This is a genomic window from Mesorhizobium sp. CA15, assembly GCF_020165215.1.
Lineage (GTDB): Bacteria > Pseudomonadota > Alphaproteobacteria > Rhizobiales > Rhizobiaceae > Mesorhizobium.
Window position 1 is genome coordinate 84897 of the sequence record NZ_JAIUHQ010000011.1, and the last position, 16568, is coordinate 101464.

Genomic DNA, 16568 nt, shown 5'->3' on the forward strand with positions numbered 1-16568 from the left:
ACTGGAGACGTTGGCCGTTGCCGCGCGTTGAATTGCCTCTTTATCGACACGCGGATGCGGGTAGAGTGCGGCTGACTTTCAACCCGGGAAACAGATGCTCGCCCGCCTGTTCGTGATCTTCGGTGGCCTGTTCGTGCTGGTGCTGTGCGCGGCGCTGGTGGTGCCGTATTTCATCGACTGGACGGGTTACCGGGGCGATTTCGAGCGGGAGGCGAGCGCCGTCCTCGGCCGCAAGGTGACTGTGAAGGGCGACGCGACAGCGCGGCTGTTGCCGTTTCCGTCGGTGACCTTCTCGAATGTCGAGGTCGCGGGCGGGCCGGAAGGCCAGCCGGCGATGACGGTCGAGACCTTCTCCATGGATGCGGAGCTGGCGCCGTTCCTGCGCGGCGAGGTGCTGATCTTCGACATGCGGCTGGTGCACCCGAAAGCCGTCATCAATATCGCCGGTGACGGCACCGTCGACTGGACGCTCCGGCCCTCGGCTCCCTTCGATCCGGGCCAGATCGCGATCGAGAAGCTGTCGGTGAGCGAAGGGCAAATCGAACTGCGCCATGCCGCCGGCGGGCGCAGCCACCTGATCTCGGAGATCAACTCGACGATTTCGGCCAAGGCGCTCACCGGCCCGTGGCGGATGGACGGAACGCTGCGCTTCGACGGCCTGCGGGCCGACGTCTCGGCTTCCACCGGCAAGGTGGAGCCGGACGGCCAGATGCGGCTCCGGCTGAAAGCGAATCCCGATGCCTATCCGCTGATCATCGAAGCCGACGGCAATGCCGGCATCGTCAAGGGCGCCGCGGTCTATTCTGGCCAGTTCAAGATTTCGGGCGACGACAGGAATTCGGCCGAGCTGCGCGGCAACGAGGGCGAGCCGGTCAAGGTCAGCACCGGCAAACCCGACCCGGGCTTCCGGCTGAACGGCAAGTTCGCGCTCGACCACCAGAAGCTCGATGTCGACGAGTTCCGCTTCGAGACCGGGCCGCTCGACAATCCCTATACCGCCGACGGCAAGGCATCGGTCGATCTCGGCCTGAAGCCGCATTTCTTGGTCGAGGCCAGCGGGGCGCAGGTGCAGTTCGACGAGGCCGTCGGCGGGGCCGCCGGCGCCGGCTTCACGCTCGACCAGCGCATTGCGGCGTTCGAGCGGACGCTGCAGCACATGCCGAAGCCGACCATACCGGGCAAGGTCGAGGTCAGGCTGCCGGCGGTGGTGGCGGGCGACACGACGGTGCGCGACGTGCGGCTGTCGGCAGAGCCGGCCGAAGGGGGGTGGTCGGTCAAGTCGCTTGCCGCGACGCTGCCGGGCCGCACAACGCTCGAAGCCGACGGCATGTTGAGCGTCGAAGATCATTTCGGCTTCACCGGCTCGTTGCTGCTGGCCGTCGGACAGCCTTCCGGCTTTGCCGCCTGGCTGTCGAAGGATGTCGACGAGGCGATCCGCCGGCTCCCGGCGGCAGGCTTCAAGGCCAAGGTCGATCTCAGCGAGAACCGGCAGTCGTTCAGCGATCTCGAACTCATCCTCGGCAAGGCGAAATTTTCGGGCAGCATCGATTCCAGCCAGCCGGACGGCGCCAGGCCATCGGTGCTGATGCGGCTGACGGGCGGCGAGATGGATCTGGACGGGCTCGCGGCGTTCGCCTCGATCTTCATCAGCGACAAGGGCGCCAACCGCTTTTCGGATCGCGATCTCGATTTCCAGATCAAGGCGGGTCCGGTCAGCGCCGGCGGGTTCAGCGCCGACAGTGTCGATACGGCGCTGCGGCTGCGCGAGGGCCTGCTCGAGATCGACCGGCTCTCGATCGGCGGCCTGGCCGGCGCCTCGATCAGCGCCACGGGCCGGATCAAGGATTTTCCGCAGAGCCCGACGGGCAAGCTCAACGCTTCCGTGGTGGCGGTGGACCTCAAGCCGCTGATCGATGTCGCGGCCCAGCATTATCCCGACAATCCCATGCTCAAAGGCCTGGCCAGCCGTGCGGCGGCCTATCCCGAACTGTTCCAGGACGCGCGCATCGATCTCTTGACCAGCGCCGCCGACAATGGCGACGGCACCACGGGCCTGGCGCTCTCGGCCCAGGGCAAGGCCGGCGGTTCGGCCTTTTCGGCTTCGCTTTCCGGCAAGGGAACCGCGGACAAGCTCTCCGAGGCGCCGGTATCGATCACCTTCAACGCCCGCAACGACAATGCCGCCACGTTGCTTGCGCTTTACGGCCTGCCGGCGCTGCCGCTCGGGATGCTCGGCCATGCCAACACCGAGGTCTCGGCGAAGGGCTCGGTCGCCGGCGGTCTCGCGACCAGCTTCAACCTGACGGCCGACGACTTCAGGGCAAGCTTCGACGGAACCGTCGCCGAGACGGCGCAAGGCGCCACCGCCAAAGGCAAGGTCAATCTTAGTGCCGCCGATATCGAGCCGTGGCTGATGACGACGGGGGTAGGCCTGCCCGGCATGGGAACGGGAACATCGACGTCGCTGGCGGCCGATGCCGATTTCGGCAATGGGCTGCTGGTGCTGAGCGGCCTCACCGGTTCGATTAACAAGGCGGCGGTGTCCGGCGACGTCAACATTGACGCCAAGGACGGGCTGCCGCATCTTGCGGGAGCGCTGGCGCTCGACGAACTCGACCTCGATCCGCTGGCGGTCTCGCTGTTCGGCGACCAGTCCTTCGCGCCCGCCAAGGGCGGATGGCCGACGACGCCGTTCAGCCAGAAGTCGGCCTTGCCGTTCAACGCAGACCTCGATCTCAACACATCGGCGCTCGCCATCGGGCCCTTCGCGACGGCGCATGACGCTTCATTCTCGCTGAAGCTCGATCGCGAAGGCATCCACGTCTCGGAACTCAAGGCGAAGCTTTACGGCGGCGAGCTGACCGGCCTGTTCGACCTGAAGAACACGGAGGGCACCGGCCTGTTCTCCGGCCAGATGAGGCTGGCCGGCAGCGACCTTTCCGCGGTCCTGCCCGGCGCCGGCATCGGCGGCAGCGGCGATCTCTCGGCGGCCTTGTCGACCAGCGGCAAATCGGTCGATGCCATGATTGCGGCCCTGTCCGGTTCTGGCACCGCGGCGCTGAAGGGATTGAAGGTGGACGGCATCAATCCGGACGGCTTCGGCGCCATCATCGCCAAGGCCGATGCGATCGGACGCGATATCGACACGGCCAAGACCGCGGAGTTCGCGCCGCAGATCGCAAGCGACGGCAGCTTTGCCGCCGGTGACACCGATGTGGCCTTCACCGTCGCCAACGGCACGTTGCGCGTGCCGCCGATCAGCCTCGACAATCCCGGCGCGATCTTGTCTGCCGATGTGACCGCCGATCTCAACACAAGCACCGTCACGGCAAAGGGGACGCTGACCTATCGTCCCGGCGAGGAGGCACTGGTCGGTTCCGAGCCGGCCGTCAATTTGAGCCTGGCCGGCCCGCTTGGGGCGACCGCGCCCCAATTCGACAGCGGTCCGCTCGCGCAGTTCCTGACGCAGCGCGCGCTGGAGAAGGAGCAGCAGCGGGTCGAGGCGATGCAGGCGGCGCTGCTGGAGAAGCAGCGGCTGCGGCGCGAGGTACGCTACTACGCGGCGCTGCAGACGGAGCGCGACAAGGCGGCCGAGGAGTTGCGCCGGCAAGAGGAGGAGGCGCGACAGAAGGCCGAGGCGGAAGCCAGGGCAAAAGCCGAGGCTGAAGCGCAGGCACAAGCGGAGGCCGAGGCAAAAGCCAAGGCGGATGAAGAGGCCAGGGCCAAGGCGGAAGCCGACGCCAGGGCTCAGGCCGAAGCCGACGCCAAGGCGAAGGCCGACGCACAGGCGAAGGCCGAGACCGAGCAGCGGGTCGTGGATGAGGCGGCCAAGGCGCAGGCCGAAGCCGATCGCAAGAAGGCGGAGCAGGAGAAGCTGGAGGCGGAGCGCAAGGCGGCCGAGCCGAAGACCGATCGGTCGCTGCCCGGTGTCAATGACGGTTCGGCGCCGGCGCCGGCAAAGCCGAAGGCCAACCCGTTCACGATTGACAATCTGTTGAAATCGCTCGACGGCGGCTGAGCTTCACGCCGCGCGTAGCGAAATCAGCCACCGCGCCTAGGACTCTTCCTGGCGGGAGAGCAGACGCCGCAGCATCGGCTCGATGCGCGAAAGCTCGTCGAGATGCGCGGCCGACAAGTCGGCCAGGCGATCGTCGGCCAAAGGGGTGAGCTGCAGCAGCACGCGGCGGTGATCGCTCTTGTCCTGATCGCGTATGACCAGGCCGGCCTCGGCGAGGCGGTTCACCAGTTCCACCGCGCTGTGGTGGCGAATGCGCAGCCGCTCGGCAAGGTCGCCCACCGCCACCGGTCCGCCGCCTGGAAATCCCTTGATCGCCAGCAGCGCCTGGTGCTGGCGCGGCGTGAGGCCCGCCTCGTTGGCCTGGACCTGGCTGAATTCGAGAAAGCGGCGGATCAGATAACGGAACTGCGACAGCCGCTGGTAGTCGGCCTGGCTGATGGCGGGACGTGGTTTTGGCGGCGTCATTCTCCGACTTATGGTCCTTTCCCGTAAAAGCTCAACAGGCCGTCGCGTTCCTTGTCCAAAATGACGCGGAGCCGGAATCGAAAACCACTTGAAGATTTATATCGTGTTACGATATGAGGCCGCCTGAAACCGGACGGTCTTCGCGCCGCCAGAAAGTTCAGGCTCCCAAATGAAATCCGCTCACGCCGGCAACGGCCATCTTCGCGACTTCACGACCGATCCGCGCGTGCTGTTTATTGCAGCCATCGCCGTGGTGGTGGCGACCGCCGGGCTTTTTGCCGGCATCGTGCTCCTGCAGCTCATCCGGCTTGCCACCAACATCGCCTATTTCGGCCAGTTCTCGCTGGCCGAGCTAAGGCTCGAGGACACGCCGCTTGGGCTCGCCGCGGTGATCGTGCCGGTGATCGGCGCGCTGATCATCGGACTGATGGCGCGTTTCGGCAGCGAGAAAATCCGCGGCCACGGCATTCCCGAAGCCATCGAGGCAATCCTTCTCGGACGCTCGCGGCTCGACGCCAAGGTCGCGGTGCTGAAGCCGCTATCGTCGGCGATCTCGATCGGCTCGGGCGGACCGTTCGGCGCCGAAGGCCCGATCATCATGACCGGCGGCGCCATCGGCTCGCTGATCGCGCAGATGCTGCCGGTCAGCGACAATGAGCGCAAGACGCTGCTGGTGGCGGGTGCAGCGGCCGGCATGACGACCGTGTTCGGCACGCCGATCGCCGCCATCATGCTTGCGGTCGAACTGCTCCTGTTCGAATGGACGCCGCGCAGCTTCATCCCCGTCGCCGTCGCGGCAATCGTCGCGGAAGTCGAGCGCAGCCTGCTTCACCTGCCGAGCCCGATCTTTCCGTTCTCGGGCAGCATGGATTCATCGATCGCCGGGCTGGGCGGCTGGGTGTTGGTCGGCATCGCCGCCGGGCTGCTTTCGGGACTGCTGACGCAATTGGTCTATGCCTGCGAGGACGCTTTCCTGAAGCTGCCGATCCACTGGATGTGGTGGCCGATGATCGGCGGCCTGGTGGTCGGTATCGGCGGCTTGATCGAGCCGCATGCGCTCGGCGTCGGCTACGACAACATCGCCAACATGCTCGACGGCCGCACCGTCGCCACCGCTGCGCTGATGCTTCTGGTGGTGAAGGCCGTCATCTGGTCGGTTGCGCTGGGATCCGGGACCTCGGGAGGCGTGCTGGCGCCGCTGCTCATCATGGGCGGCGCGATGGGCGCGGTGCTCTCGGGCATCCTGCCCGCGGCGAGCCCCGGCTTCTGGCCGCTGCTGGCGATGGCCGCGACGATGGGCGGCACTATGCGCGCGCCGCTGACCGCGACCTTCTTTGCCACCGAGCTTACCGGCAACACGCATGTGCTGGTGCCGCTGATCGCGGCCTCCGCCACAGCGCATGCGGTCACCGTGCTGTTGATGAAGCGCTCGATCCTGACCGAGAAAGTGGCGCGGCGTGGGCACCATCTCGTGCGCGAATATCGTGTCGATCCTTTCGCCCTGACCAGGGTCAAGGAAGTGATGACCACCAAGGTCGAGAGCGTGCCGGGAACGATGACGCTGCATGGCGCGGCAACCTTCCTGACCGCTCCGGACACGCGGCATCCGAGCTTCCCGGTCATCGATGAAGCGGGGCATGTGCTCGGCGTCATCGATCCGCCGGCGATCCTGCGCTGGCGCCGTAACGGCAAGCATCGCAAGGCGACGCTGGGCGAATTGCTGGCCGGCAGCAAGATCACGCTGGCCTATCCGGACGAATATCTGGAAGCGCTTTCCGACAAGCTTTTGCTCGCCAATGTCTCGCATCTGCCGGTCGTCTCACGCGAGGATGAACGGCTCGTCGGCTATATCGGCTGGAAAGACATGATGCGGGTAAGGTCGAAAAAGCAGGCGGAGGAGCGCGACCGCACTGCATTGCTGAGCTTCGGCGCGAAGCGCAAGGCGCAACAAAACGTCGGCGATAGCGCGGTCTAGGACGCGGCGCCGCCGCGTTTTGCCCAGGCCAGCACGTAGAGCCTCAGCGCCGATGACAGGTTCGCGTCGCGGGTCCGAGTCTCGTCGATCTCCGCGACCAAGGCCGCGAGCGACAGCGAGCGCTCGGCGGCGATGGCGATGAGGTCGTCATAGAAGGGCTGTTCCAGGGAAAAGCTGGTGCGGTGACCGCGGATCGTTACCGAACGTTTCTCGACCGCGGCCATTGCAGGACTCAGCGCTCGCCAGGGTCGTCGGGTTTTTCCCGGCGATGGCCGGCCACGAATTTCTCGGCCTTCTGCGATGTCAGCCTGTCACGCTCGCGCTCTGTCTTCGAGCGGCCGTGCAGCGCCCGGTTCTCGCCGGCTCGGCGTTCCTTCTCGTTGCGCGCTTTCTGCTTGCGGGCCTGGCGGAGATTGATGACCTCGCCCATGGCGCCGGGCTACTTCTTGCGGAAGGCGTCGAGCGAAACGACGTCGGCGCCCTTGGCGCCGGTCTCGGCGACCGCCTGCTTCTTTTCGGCCTCGGCGGCCTTCTTCTTGTTTTCCGCCTTCTTCTCGGGAACGACGGCGACCGGTTCGGGGGCCGGAGCCGCGGCCTCGTCTTCGGCGCTTTCCGTCTTGACGTCGAATTCGAGCTCGAAATTGACCGACGGATCGTAGAAGCCGCGCACGGCGGAGAAGGGGATTTCGAGCTTTTCCGGCACGTCGGAGAAGGAAAGCCCGACCTCGAAGCCGGCATCCGTCACCTTGAGGTCCCAGTACTGGAACTGAATGACAATGGTCATCTGCTCCGGATAGCGCTCGCGCAGCCTGGACGAAATGCGCACGCCCGGCGCGCCGGTCAGGAAGGTGATGAAGAAATGATGATTTCCCGGAAGGCCGGTGCGCGCGACCTCGGCCAGGACCTTGCGCATGACACCGCGCAGAGCCTCCTGGGCCAGAATGTCGTAGCGGATGTGGTCGTCGGCCATCTGATGGTCGGGTTCCGTTGAATCGTCCGCATAGCTGTAATCAAGCTTGAGCGCGGCGTAAACCGCATATAGGCGCAAAGCCGTGAGGCCAAGAGGGGTGGCGGCGATTTGATGGCTCAGGCGTGAGCGAGCGCAGCCTGTTTGGCGGCTGGCGATTTCCTTCTGGCGAAGGCGCCGAGAAAGGTCCGCACGCCGTTCGTGGCCGAGCGCAGCACCTCTTCCTCGGTGGGCACGCCGCCCAGCATGAAAGTGATCTGAAGCTCGGCGTTGACGAGGGCGAAGAACTGGCGCGCCGCGACGTCGGGGTCGCCGATCGACAGGTGGCCGGCGAAGGCAAGCCGGGCAAAGCGCGCGGCAAGCGCCGACCAGGTACGGCCCGGGCCTTGCTCGCGCCATTCGGCAAACAGTTCCGGATAACGCTCGCCTTCGGCCTGGATCAGCTTGCGCAGGAAACGGCCGTCGCGGTTGCAGATGCAGTTGCGGTTCATGCGCACGGCGAAGGCGACCAGGTCGGCTTCCAGGTCCGTGGGCTGATCGGGAAAGCTGGCGATGGTGGCGAAGATGCCGGCATTGCAGCGCTCCGTCAGGTCGCGTACGACCGCGACGAACAGCTTTTCCTTGTCGCCATGGTGGTTGTAGACGGTCTGCCGTGAAACGCCGGCCTCGGCCGCGATCAGGTCGATATTGGCGCCGGCATAGCCTTCGCGGCAGAAAACGGAAGCGGCGGCGTCGACCACCGACACGCGCTTGGCCTCGTGGCTGCGTGGCGGGAAAGTGTCAGGAGAAACGCCGTGCTTCATGAAAAATCTATATAGCGGTGATTGACGAATTGGACAAGCCTGTCTAAATTTGTGGACACAATAAAGGAAGCCCGCACGGAAGGAGCGAAGAAATTCGCCCTTGGGCGTAGGATTTCCGCGGGATGGAACGTCCTGGGTTTAGACGCCGGCATTTTGCGGCGGCAACCAGATCCGAAAGAGCCTTATCATGAGTCCCAAATTCCTCCGCATCGCGGTCGTGCTCGGCTTGTTGTCCGCGATTGGCCCATTTGCGATCGATATGTATCTTCCTGCGCTGCCTTCGATCGGCCAGGACCTGCGTGCCGGCACCGCCGCCGTGCAGATGAGCCTTCTGATCTTTTTCCTGTCGATGGGTTTTGGGCAGATCGTCGTCGGCCCGATCTCCGACATGGTCGGCCGCAAGGCGCCGCTTTACGCCGGCCTGGCGCTGTTCATGGTCGGCGGCGTCGGCTCGGCGATGGCGCCGAGCATCGAGTGGCTGATCGCCTTCCGCTTTCTGCAAGGGCTTGGCGCCAGCGCCGGTATGGCGGTGCCGCGCGCCATCGTGCGCGACCTGCACACCGGCAACCAGGCCGCCAAGCTGATGTCGCTCTTGATGCTGGTCTTCTCGGTGTCGCCGATCCTGGCGCCGCTGACCGGCAGCCAGATCATCGAGAGCTTCGGCTGGCGCGCCGTGTTCTGGACGGTGACGGGCGCGGCCGCTTTGGCCACCATCCTGCTTGCCACCTCGCTCAAGGAGACGCGGCCCGTCGAAGAGCGCGCCGGCTCATCCTTCGGCACGGCGCTTGCCGGCTACCGCTACCTGATGGGCGACCGCAACTTCCTCGGCCTGGTGGCGATCGCCGGCTTCGGCATTGCGAGCTTCTTCGTCTATCTGTCGAGCTCGTCCTTCATCCTGATCGACCATTACGGCCTGTCGCCGTCGGTCTACAGCGTGTTCTTCTCGATCAACGCGGTCGCGTTCATCGGCATGTCGCAGCTGACCGGGTTGCTGGCCGACCGCTTCGGGTTGAAGCGCGTCGTCTGGGTGGCGGTCACCGGCTATGCCACGGTAATGGTGGCGCTGTTCGCGATCATGGCGTCGGGCGTCGACCGGCTCGACATGATGGCGGCGCTGCTTTTTGTCGGCTACGGTTTCCTTGGCCTCGTCATCCCCACCACCTCGGTGCTGGCGATGGAAGAGCATGGCGAGATCGCCGGCACGGCCTCGGCGCTGATGGGCACGTTGCACTTCGCCATCGGCGCGCTGGCGATGGGCGTCGCCGGCATCTTTTTCGACGGCACACCGTTGCCGATGGTGGCCGGCATCGCGCTGTGCGCCGTGATCTCCTTCACTCTGGCCAAGCTGACGCTCGGCCGCGCGCGCGAAGCGGTCGAAGCGCCGGCGGAGTAGGACAGCCGTTGAGAAGATAGAAAGGCCGGGTCGATACCGGCCTTTTTCATGTTCCTGGCGAAGCTGTTTGATCGAGGACGAAGCGCACCCGTTCATCGACCGGAGCGAGAGGCAACGGCACCAGGTCGTAGCCGAGCTCCGCATAGACGCCCGTCAACGAACGGAATGTGCGCTCGGCTTCGTCGAGCGTTTGCCGGCGCTCCTCGTCCTGAGTGAAAATCTCCGGCCATGGCGGGGCGACGAAGACGCGGCGCGCGTAGCGGAATTTTTCAGCCGCGCTCGTGATGTGGTCCGGCACCGGCAGGCCGCAGAGCCTGAGGTAGCCGATCGTGTCGGGCGCGCCGCGGTCGAAGAACACCCGGCCGGGTTCGGTATGCACGGCGTGCTAGGAGCGCAGCTCCCAAGACAGCATCAGTTCGGCAAAGAACGCGCGGTCCTGCCAGGGAAGGGCAGGGCCGCCGATGGCCATCTGGTCGCGGATGATGCCGCGCCCGGCTTCGGGCGCGGTCGCGAAGCCTTGGGCCCGCAGCGCCTCGATCAGCGTGGTCTTGCCGGAGCCGGGGCCGCCGGTCAGCACGAAAAATCGATCGGTATCGTCTTGCATCGCCTGTCCATGGATGATGGGCGGCAAGGCTGTGCCCGCGCATCAGGCGCCGGACCAGCCTTGGCCGTTCGGTTGATTGGGGAGAAGCAAGGAGGGGGAAGGTGGAGGTTTCTGTTGCCAGGTACCTCCGAACCCCGCCTAGAAGTGCGAACCCCTAGGGCTTGATTTGAAGCGTTCGCGCCGCATTAAGCAGCGAGACGAGCTTCCGCATAGTTGTCGTTGGCAACTATAAGTTTAGCCCGATAACGGTGGTACAATGCCGGGCAAAAGTACGATCTTTACACCTTCGTCGATCCTATTTCGCCCCCAGCAAAAGCCGCTCCGTCAGCCAGAGCGGTTTTTGGTGGAGGCGCCGGGTACCGCCCCCGGGTCCGAACGGCTTATTTCATCGCCTGTTTATCGCCATAGTCGGTCAAGCCGACGAACCGTATATAGGGAGCGGCGAGGGAAAAATAAAGGCCAAAACCGGCGCTTAACCGGTTGTGCCAAACGGCAGCCAAGGGTTGACTTGCGCGCCTACTCAATCAAATCTCGCTGCCGGTGAGGAGTCTCTGACCTAGCGCACAGGTTGCGCGGCGCGCCACAACCCTCATCGACCGGATCCGTGGCGCCGACGAGGGGAAGTTTGATGGCCGACTATCTTGCGGATGTGAAGAAATATGACGCCGGCGCCAGCGCCGACGCGGTCGATAAGATCGTCAAGCATCTGGGCATTGCGCTCAGGAACCGCGATTCCTCGCTGGTGTCCTGCACCGACCCGAAGGAACTCGATCGCGTTCGGGAGAACTGGATCGGCAAGAAGCTCGGCATCGCCGATGCCGCAAAGGCGAATGCCTCGATCGAGAAGACCTGCAAGGCGATGCAGGCCGACAACACCAAGAGCCGCGTGACCTTCTATTATCTGGTTGCGAAGGATCTCGGCAAACTCGGCTCTCTGTAGGACCTTTTGATAATTCTACTCTGGCGGCCGACTAGCGCGGTTTTCTGCGCTTCCGGTGCTCACGTACTTTAAGTACGCTCCGCTCCGGTTCTCGAAAACCACGCTATTCGACTCGCCAGAGCGAATTCTGAAAAGGTCCTGCCGCCTCGCGTAGGGGAGGATTTCAGACAGACGTGGCGTCGGCGCGCACATTCGCTATGATTATATGTCACCCGAATCGAGGCGGAGCCGATGCGCCAATATCTCGACCTGTTGAAGCATGTGCTGGAGACCGGTGCCGACCGTGGCGACCGTACCGGGACAGGCACGCGCTCGGTGTTCGGCTACCAGATGCGCTTCGACCTTTCGCGCGGCTTTCCGGTTACGACCACCAAGAAGCTGCATCTGAAGTCGATCATCCACGAGCTTTTGTGGTTTCTGGCCGGCGACACCAACATCAAATATCTCAACGATCATGGGGTCACCATCTGGGACGAATGGGCCGACGAGAACGGCGATCTCGGACCGGTCTATGGCAAGCAATGGCGCTCATGGCCGGACGGGCGTGGCGGCGAAATCGACCAGATTGCGGGCCTTTTGAAGGAGATACGCCGGAATCCCAACTCGCGCCGGCTGATCTTATCGGCCTGGAACCCGGCCGAAGTCGAGGCGATGGCGCTGCCGCCCTGCCACTGCCTGTTCCAGTTCTATGTTTCGGAAGGCCGGCTCTCGTGCCAGCTTTACCAGCGCTCGGGCGATATTTTCCTCGGCGTGCCGTTCAACATCGCCTCCTATGCCTTGCTCACCCTCATGGTGGCGCAGGTCACCGGGCTGAAGCCCGGCGACTTCGTTCACACGCTGGGCGATGCGCATCTTTATTCGAACCATTTCGAGCAGGCGCGGGAGCAACTGCGGCGCACGCCCAAGGCCTTGCCGACGATGTGGATCAATCCGGAAGTGAAGGACCTCTTCGCCTTCCGCTTCGAGGATTTCCGCCTCGAGAACTATTTCGCGGACGCGAATATCAAGGCGCCTATCGCGGTATGAGCCAGTTTTCGGCCTAGTCGATGCCGACCATGACGTCCGAGGCCTTGATCACCACATAACCCCCTGCTTGCCCTTCTCGAGCGCGAGGTCGGCGACCGCTTGGTGATTGACACGGTGACTAACGCGTCGCCGCCGATGTCGATCTGACATGCGAAGCGGTGGCTTCCCTTGCCGATCTCGGTCACCTTACCCTTGAGGTGTTGCAGGCGCTGATCTTCATGCGTCTCTCTTTGAGCTTCGACCCTTCCGTTTTGCATTCACCGTAGGCTGAGATCGCGCCGGCGCACAATGCCGCGACGGGTGAAAAGCCTTTCCTTGTTATGTTCATACGGATATATCGATCCAAGGCTTTTGGCGGTACGGATTTGAAACCAGGGAGAGACTTCATGACGGGCAAGGGTTTCGGGTTGAAGACGATCGCCATTGGCGGTCTGGCGGCAATGCTGATGACGGCGGTGCCGGCGGCCCATGCCGACGACAAGGTCGTCGTGTTTGCCGCGGCCAGCCTCAAGGAAGCGCTCGACGCGGTCAACAAGGCCTGCGAGCCGGAAGTCGGCGAAGCAGCGACCATTTCCTACGCGGCGAGCTCGGCGCTCGCCAAGCAGATCGAAGGCGGCGCGCCGGCCGACATCTTCGTCTCGGCCGACCTCGACTGGATGAAATATCTCTCCGACAAGAAGCTGACCAAGCCTGATACCGAAGTGAAGCTGCTCGGCAACCAGATCGTGCTGGTGGCGCCGAAGGATTCCGCGGTCGAGACCAGGGTCGAGAAGGGCTTCGACCTCGCCAGGCTGATCGGCGACGGCAGGCTTGCCATGGGCGATTTCAAGGCCGTGCCGGCCGGCAAATACGGCAAGGCGGCGTTGGAATCGCTGGGCGTCTGGTCGTCGGTCGAGGGCAAGATCGCGCAGGCCGAGAATGTGCGTGCAGCTCTCAAGCTGGTGTCGACGGGCGAGGCGGCTCTGGGCATCGTCTACGCCACCGACGCGCATGCCGAAAAGGGCGTCAAGGTCGTCGGCACCTTCCCGGAAGATTCGCATCCGCCGATCATCTACCCGATTGCCCAGACCGCCGATTCGAAGGACAAGGATGCGGCGGCCTTCCTGAAATGCGTCGAGTCGGCCAAGGCCGCCGACCTGTTCAAGGAGCAGGGCTTCACGGTGCTCGCACCGAGCAACTGAGAAAGGCCGCGCAAACACAATCATGAACTGGCTGCTGGACCTCACTCCCGACGAATGGAATGCGGTGCGGCTGTCGATCAAGGTGGCGACGGTGGCGATGATCGCCAGCCTGCCGCCGGGCATCATGATCGCGCTCCTGCTCGCGCGGGGGCGTTTCTGGGGCAAGACGCTGCTCAACGGGCTGGTGCATCTGCCTCTAATCCTGCCGCCGGTGGTGACCGGCTATCTGCTCTTGCTCACCTTCGGCCGGCGCGGCCCGGCCGGCGCCTTCCTTGCCGAGCATTTCGGAATCGTCTTCTCGTTCCGCTGGACAGGCGCGGCACTGGCCTGCGGGGTCATGGGCTTTCCGCTGATGGTGCGGGCTATCCGGCTCTCGATCGAGGCTGTCGACCGCAGAATCGAAGCGGCGGCCGGCACGCTTGGCGCCAATCCGCTCTGGGTGTTCGCCACCATCACGTTGCCGCTGATCCTGCCTGGCCTGATCGCGGGAGCGATCCTTTCCTTCGCCAAGGCGATGGGCGAATTCGGCGCCACCATCACCTTCGTCTCCAACATCCCTAACGAAACGCAGACGCTGCCCTCGGCGATCTACACCTTCACGCAGGTGCCGGGTGGCGATGAAGGCGCGCTCAGGCTGACGCTGATCTCGATCGTCATCTCAATGGTCGCGCTCATCGCCTCGGAGGTGCTGGCGCGCCGCGTCGGCCGGCGGATGGACATCGAATGACGCTCTCGGCCGACATCAGCCATCGCCTCGGCGATTTCGCCGTGGAAGCCCGTTTCGAGAGCTCCGGCCGGCTGACGGCGCTGTTCGGGCCCTCCGGCTCGGGCAAATCGACGCTGATCAACCTGATCGCCGGCCTGATCCGTCCGGACAAGGGGCGTATCTCGGTCGACGGCAATGTGCTGGTCGACACCGCCGCGCGCATCTTCGTGCCCATGCACAAGCGGCGCATCGGCATGGTGTTCCAGGATGCGCGGCTGTTCCCGCATATGAGCGTCGCCGGCAATCTGCGCTACGGCCGCTGGTTCACGCCGTCTTCCGAGCGCTACGCCAAGATGGATGCGGTGGTCGACCTGCTCGGCATCGGTCACCTGCTCGATCGGCGGCCGGCGAAACTGTCGGGCGGCGAAAGGCAGCGCGTCGCGATCGGCCGCGCGCTGCTTGCCAGCCCGAAACTGCTTCTGATGGACGAACCGCTCGCCTCGCTCGACGAAGCGCGCAAGGCCGAGATCCAGCCTTACATCGAACGGCTGCGGGACGAGACGAAGATCCCGATCGTCTATGTCAGCCATTCCGTCGCCGAGGTGGCGCGGCTGGCGAGCGACGTGGTTGTGCTTTCGCAGGGCAAGGTCGCGGCCGCGGGGCCGACCGAGGCGATCATGCGGCGGCTCGACCTGTTGCCGGCGGAGGAGCGCGGCGAGGGCGGTGCGGTGCTCGATACCAAGGTGCTGCGTCAGGACGAGGTCTTTGGCATGACGGTGCTTGCCTCGCAGGCCGGCGAAATCCGCGTGCCGAAACTGGCGCGGGCGGCGGGCGCTCCGGTGCGCATTCGCATCCGGGCCCGCGACGTGATGGTCGCTACCGAGAAACCCGCCGGCCTCAGCGCGCTCAATATCCTGTCGGGAACGATCGTCGGCATGAAGCCGGGCGAGGGGCCCGAGGTCGAAATCGGCATCGATTGCCATGGCGCGGTTGTGATCGCGCGGATTACCGAGCAATCGCGGCAGGCGCTTGGCCTCAAGCTGGGAAGCCAGGTCTTCGCGGTCATCAAGACGGTGAGCTTCGATCGCGCAAACACCGGCGCCGGCCTGCCGGCCGAAGCCGACGTTTGAGGATCTCGATCATGTCGCTATGTATATTTGGAATAGCGCTTCCTTCCCATAGGGACTATTGTCGTGCCGTGGAATCCGAGGATATGAAATGCCGTCGCTCAGCCTGCGGATAAATCTCGACCCCGATGGCCGGATCGGCCCGGGCAAGATCGAGTTGCTGGAGCAGATCGCCGCCTTCGGCTCGATCTCGGCCGCGGCGCGCGGCATGGAGATGTCCTATAAGCATGCCTGGGATCTGGTCGAGGACATGAACCGCGTGTTCGGCAAGCCGCTGGTCGCGGCGCAGACCGGCGGCCGCAAGGGCGGCGGCGCGCAATTGACATCGGCGGGTTTGGCGGTCGTCAGCCGGTTTCGCGCCATAGAGCGCGCCGCTTCATCGGCCGCCGCCGTCCATATGCAGGCTCTGCAGGCGGAGATCGATGCTGGATGAGGCAGTGGGCAGTAGGGCAGTAGGCAGTAGGCAGTAGGCAGTAGGGCAAGATGTCCTGGATGCCCATTATTCCACTGCCTATTCCCTACTGCCTACTGCCTAATTCCCTAATTTCCTCAGCAGATAAATGTCCATGATCCAGCCCTTCTTTCGTCTGGCATCTTCACGAACCCTTTCGATTTCGGCACCGACGTCGCCCAGGCGTCCGGAGATGACGATCTCGTCGGGCGTGCCGAGATAGGCGCCCCACCGGATAAGGACGTCCTTGTCGGCAAGCGTGTTGAAGGCGCATTTGCCGTCGAGCATGACGACAGTGGAGCCGGCATTGGCTGGCAGTCCTTCTTCGGTTAGCCGGCGACCGGTCGTCACCAGGATCGAATCGCCGATGCGGTTGAGCGCGGTCGCGTGGGCGGCGGCCAGCGCCTGGATCGCGGTGATGCCGGGGATGACCTCGAGCTCGAAACCGACATTGCCTCTCAGGCGCACGCGCTCGAGGATGCGCAGCGCGCTGTCATAGAGCGACGGATCGCCCCAGATCAGGAACGCGCCGCAACCGTCTTCGGCAAGCTCGTCGCGGATCAGCGCCTCATAGATCTCGGCGATCGCCTCGTGCCAGTCGTCGACTGTCACACGATAGGACAATGTCGGTTCGGCCCGAACCGGCACATCGAACTCGACCCGGCGCGATTTCGGATTGGTGACGAAGCGGTCGCAGATCTGCCGGCGCAGATCGGCAAGATCGTTCTTCTTCGCTCCCTTGTCGGGAATGAACAGCGCGTCGGCGCGGTTCAGGCCGTCGATGGCCTGGACCGTCATGTGGTCGGGATTGCCGGCGCCGATGCCGATGACGAGAAGCTTGCGCATGGCGATCTCCTGCCCGATCGGCGACGCGGTGTCCAGAAGTACCCGTATCCGGTGACGAAGGGCTTT

The 16568-nt window shown here is 64.5% G+C and carries 15 protein-coding genes, 1 other RNA gene and 1 pseudogene; 9 read left to right on the forward strand and 8 right to left on the reverse strand.

From position 1 onward, the window contains the following. Nucleotides 1-94 precede the first annotated feature (94 nt). Entirely contained in the window at nt 95-4018 is a 3924-nt protein-coding gene (locus tag LB515_RS18390; protein WP_224708549.1) for an AsmA family protein, read from the forward strand. Nucleotides 4019-4054: 36 nt separating this feature from the next. Here LB515_RS18390 and LB515_RS18395 read toward each other — a convergent pair whose 3' ends face one another. Then, nucleotides 4055-4483 (reverse strand): MarR family winged helix-turn-helix transcriptional regulator, encoded by a 429-nt coding sequence (locus tag LB515_RS18395; RefSeq protein ID WP_224522827.1) that lies wholly within the window; start codon nt 4481-4483, stop codon nt 4055-4057. 169 nt (nt 4484-4652) lie between these two features. Here LB515_RS18395 and LB515_RS18400 point away from each other — a divergent pair, with 169 nt between their 5' ends. Then, on the forward strand, nt 4653-6458 hold the full coding sequence (locus LB515_RS18400; RefSeq protein WP_224708550.1) for a chloride channel protein: 1806 nt from the start codon (nt 4653-4655) through the stop codon (nt 6456-6458). Here LB515_RS18400 and LB515_RS18405 read toward each other — a convergent pair. The 4 genes from LB515_RS18405 to LB515_RS18420 all read right to left on the reverse strand — a co-directional run bounded on the left by LB515_RS18405 (nt 6455) and on the right by LB515_RS18420 (nt 8228). Further along, nucleotides 6455-6682 carry a ribbon-helix-helix domain-containing protein gene (locus tag LB515_RS18405; RefSeq protein ID WP_140727872.1) on the reverse strand — a complete coding sequence of 76 codons (228 nt, stop codon included), beginning with the start codon at nt 6680-6682 and terminating at the stop codon, nt 6455-6457. The two genes, LB515_RS18400 and LB515_RS18405, sit on opposite strands and share 4 nt — an antisense overlap. 8 nt (nt 6683-6690) lie before the next feature. After that, nucleotides 6691-6888, reverse strand: coding sequence for a DUF4169 family protein (locus LB515_RS18410; RefSeq protein WP_224708551.1), 198 nt, complete (start codon nt 6886-6888; stop codon nt 6691-6693). Between the two features lie 9 nt (nt 6889-6897). Then, nucleotides 6898-7428 (reverse strand): SspB family protein, encoded by a 531-nt coding sequence (locus LB515_RS18415; RefSeq protein WP_095765528.1) that lies wholly within the window; start codon nt 7426-7428, stop codon nt 6898-6900. Between the two features lie 116 nt (nt 7429-7544). Continuing rightward, nucleotides 7545-8228: a TetR/AcrR family transcriptional regulator gene (locus LB515_RS18420; protein WP_224708552.1), complete on the reverse strand. Its 684-nt coding sequence runs from the start codon at nt 8226-8228 to the stop codon at nt 7545-7547. A 187-nt stretch (nt 8229-8415) separates the two neighbouring features. Here LB515_RS18420 and LB515_RS18425 point away from each other — a divergent pair, with 187 nt between their 5' ends. Beyond that, a complete protein-coding gene (locus LB515_RS18425) occupies nt 8416-9621 on the forward strand; it encodes a multidrug effflux MFS transporter (protein WP_224708553.1) in 1206 nt (401 codons plus the stop codon). Nucleotides 9622-9667: 46 nt separating this feature from the next. Here LB515_RS18425 and LB515_RS18430 read toward each other — a convergent pair. After that, nucleotides 9668-10225, reverse strand: a pseudogene (locus tag LB515_RS18430) (AAA family ATPase). A gap of 100 nt (nt 10226-10325) precedes the next feature. Then, nucleotides 10326-10686, reverse strand: a transfer-messenger RNA (tmRNA) gene (gene ssrA, locus LB515_RS18435). A 167-nt stretch (nt 10687-10853) separates the two neighbouring features. Here ssrA and LB515_RS18440 point away from each other — a divergent pair. The 6 genes from LB515_RS18440 to LB515_RS18465 all read left to right on the forward strand — a co-directional run bounded on the left by LB515_RS18440 (nt 10854) and on the right by LB515_RS18465 (nt 15638). Beyond that, nucleotides 10854-11165, forward strand: a complete 312-nt coding sequence (locus LB515_RS18440; RefSeq protein WP_042644091.1) for a DUF2853 family protein — start codon at nt 10854-10856, stop codon at nt 11163-11165. 231 nt (nt 11166-11396) lie between these two features. Then, the gene (locus LB515_RS18445) at nt 11397-12191 is read left to right on the forward strand and encodes a thymidylate synthase (RefSeq protein WP_224708554.1); all 795 of its coding nucleotides are present in this window, start codon (nt 11397-11399) and stop codon (nt 12189-12191) included. Nucleotides 12192-12577: 386 nt separating this feature from the next. After that, complete coding sequence (gene modA / locus LB515_RS18450; protein ID WP_224602041.1) at nt 12578-13372, forward strand: molybdate ABC transporter substrate-binding protein; 795 nt, start codon at nt 12578-12580, stop codon at nt 13370-13372. Nucleotides 13373-13394: 22 nt separating this feature from the next. Then, entirely contained in the window at nt 13395-14099 is a 705-nt protein-coding gene (gene modB / locus LB515_RS18455) for a molybdate ABC transporter permease subunit (RefSeq protein ID WP_224602039.1), read from the forward strand. Beyond that, entirely contained in the window at nt 14096-15208 is a 1113-nt protein-coding gene (modC, locus tag LB515_RS18460) for a molybdenum ABC transporter ATP-binding protein (protein ID WP_224708555.1), read from the forward strand. Before modB ends, modC begins: the two co-directional genes overlap by 4 nt. A gap of 88 nt (nt 15209-15296) precedes the next feature. Beyond that, nucleotides 15297-15638 carry a winged helix-turn-helix domain-containing protein gene (locus tag LB515_RS18465; RefSeq protein WP_140839820.1) on the forward strand — a complete coding sequence of 114 codons (342 nt, stop codon included), beginning with the start codon at nt 15297-15299 and terminating at the stop codon, nt 15636-15638. 99 nt (nt 15639-15737) lie between these two features. On the opposite strand, the gene cobF is transcribed toward LB515_RS18465, so the two are convergent. Then, on the reverse strand, nt 15738-16502 hold the full coding sequence (gene cobF, locus LB515_RS18470) for a precorrin-6A synthase (deacetylating) (RefSeq protein WP_224708556.1): 765 nt from the start codon (nt 16500-16502) through the stop codon (nt 15738-15740). Nucleotides 16503-16568 lie beyond the last annotated feature (66 nt).

Coding starts and splice junctions, on each gene's coding strand:
- LB515_RS18390 (WP_224708549.1), top strand. CDS start 95: ATGCTCGCCCGCCTGTTCGTGATCTTCGGTGGCCTGTTCGTGCTGGTG.
- LB515_RS18395 (WP_224522827.1), bottom strand. CDS start 4,483: ATGACGCCGCCAAAACCACGTCCCGCCATCAGCCAGGCCGACTACCAG.
- LB515_RS18400 (WP_224708550.1), top strand. CDS start 4,653: ATGAAATCCGCTCACGCCGGCAACGGCCATCTTCGCGACTTCACGACC.
- LB515_RS18405 (WP_140727872.1), bottom strand. CDS start 6,682: ATGGCCGCGGTCGAGAAACGTTCGGTAACGATCCGCGGTCACCGCACC.
- LB515_RS18410 (WP_224708551.1), bottom strand. CDS start 6,888: ATGGGCGAGGTCATCAATCTCCGCCAGGCCCGCAAGCAGAAAGCGCGC.
- LB515_RS18415 (WP_095765528.1), bottom strand. CDS start 7,428: ATGGCCGACGACCACATCCGCTACGACATTCTGGCCCAGGAGGCTCTG.
- LB515_RS18420 (WP_224708552.1), bottom strand. CDS start 8,228: ATGAAGCACGGCGTTTCTCCTGACACTTTCCCGCCACGCAGCCACGAG.
- LB515_RS18425 (WP_224708553.1), top strand. CDS start 8,416: ATGAGTCCCAAATTCCTCCGCATCGCGGTCGTGCTCGGCTTGTTGTCC.
- LB515_RS18440 (WP_042644091.1), top strand. CDS start 10,854: ATGGCCGACTATCTTGCGGATGTGAAGAAATATGACGCCGGCGCCAGC.
- LB515_RS18445 (WP_224708554.1), top strand. CDS start 11,397: ATGCGCCAATATCTCGACCTGTTGAAGCATGTGCTGGAGACCGGTGCC.
- modA (WP_224602041.1), top strand. CDS start 12,578: ATGACGGGCAAGGGTTTCGGGTTGAAGACGATCGCCATTGGCGGTCTG.
- modB (WP_224602039.1), top strand. CDS start 13,395: ATGAACTGGCTGCTGGACCTCACTCCCGACGAATGGAATGCGGTGCGG.
- modC (WP_224708555.1), top strand. CDS start 14,096: ATGACGCTCTCGGCCGACATCAGCCATCGCCTCGGCGATTTCGCCGTG.
- LB515_RS18465 (WP_140839820.1), top strand. CDS start 15,297: ATGCCGTCGCTCAGCCTGCGGATAAATCTCGACCCCGATGGCCGGATC.
- cobF (WP_224708556.1), bottom strand. CDS start 16,502: ATGCGCAAGCTTCTCGTCATCGGCATCGGCGCCGGCAATCCCGACCAC.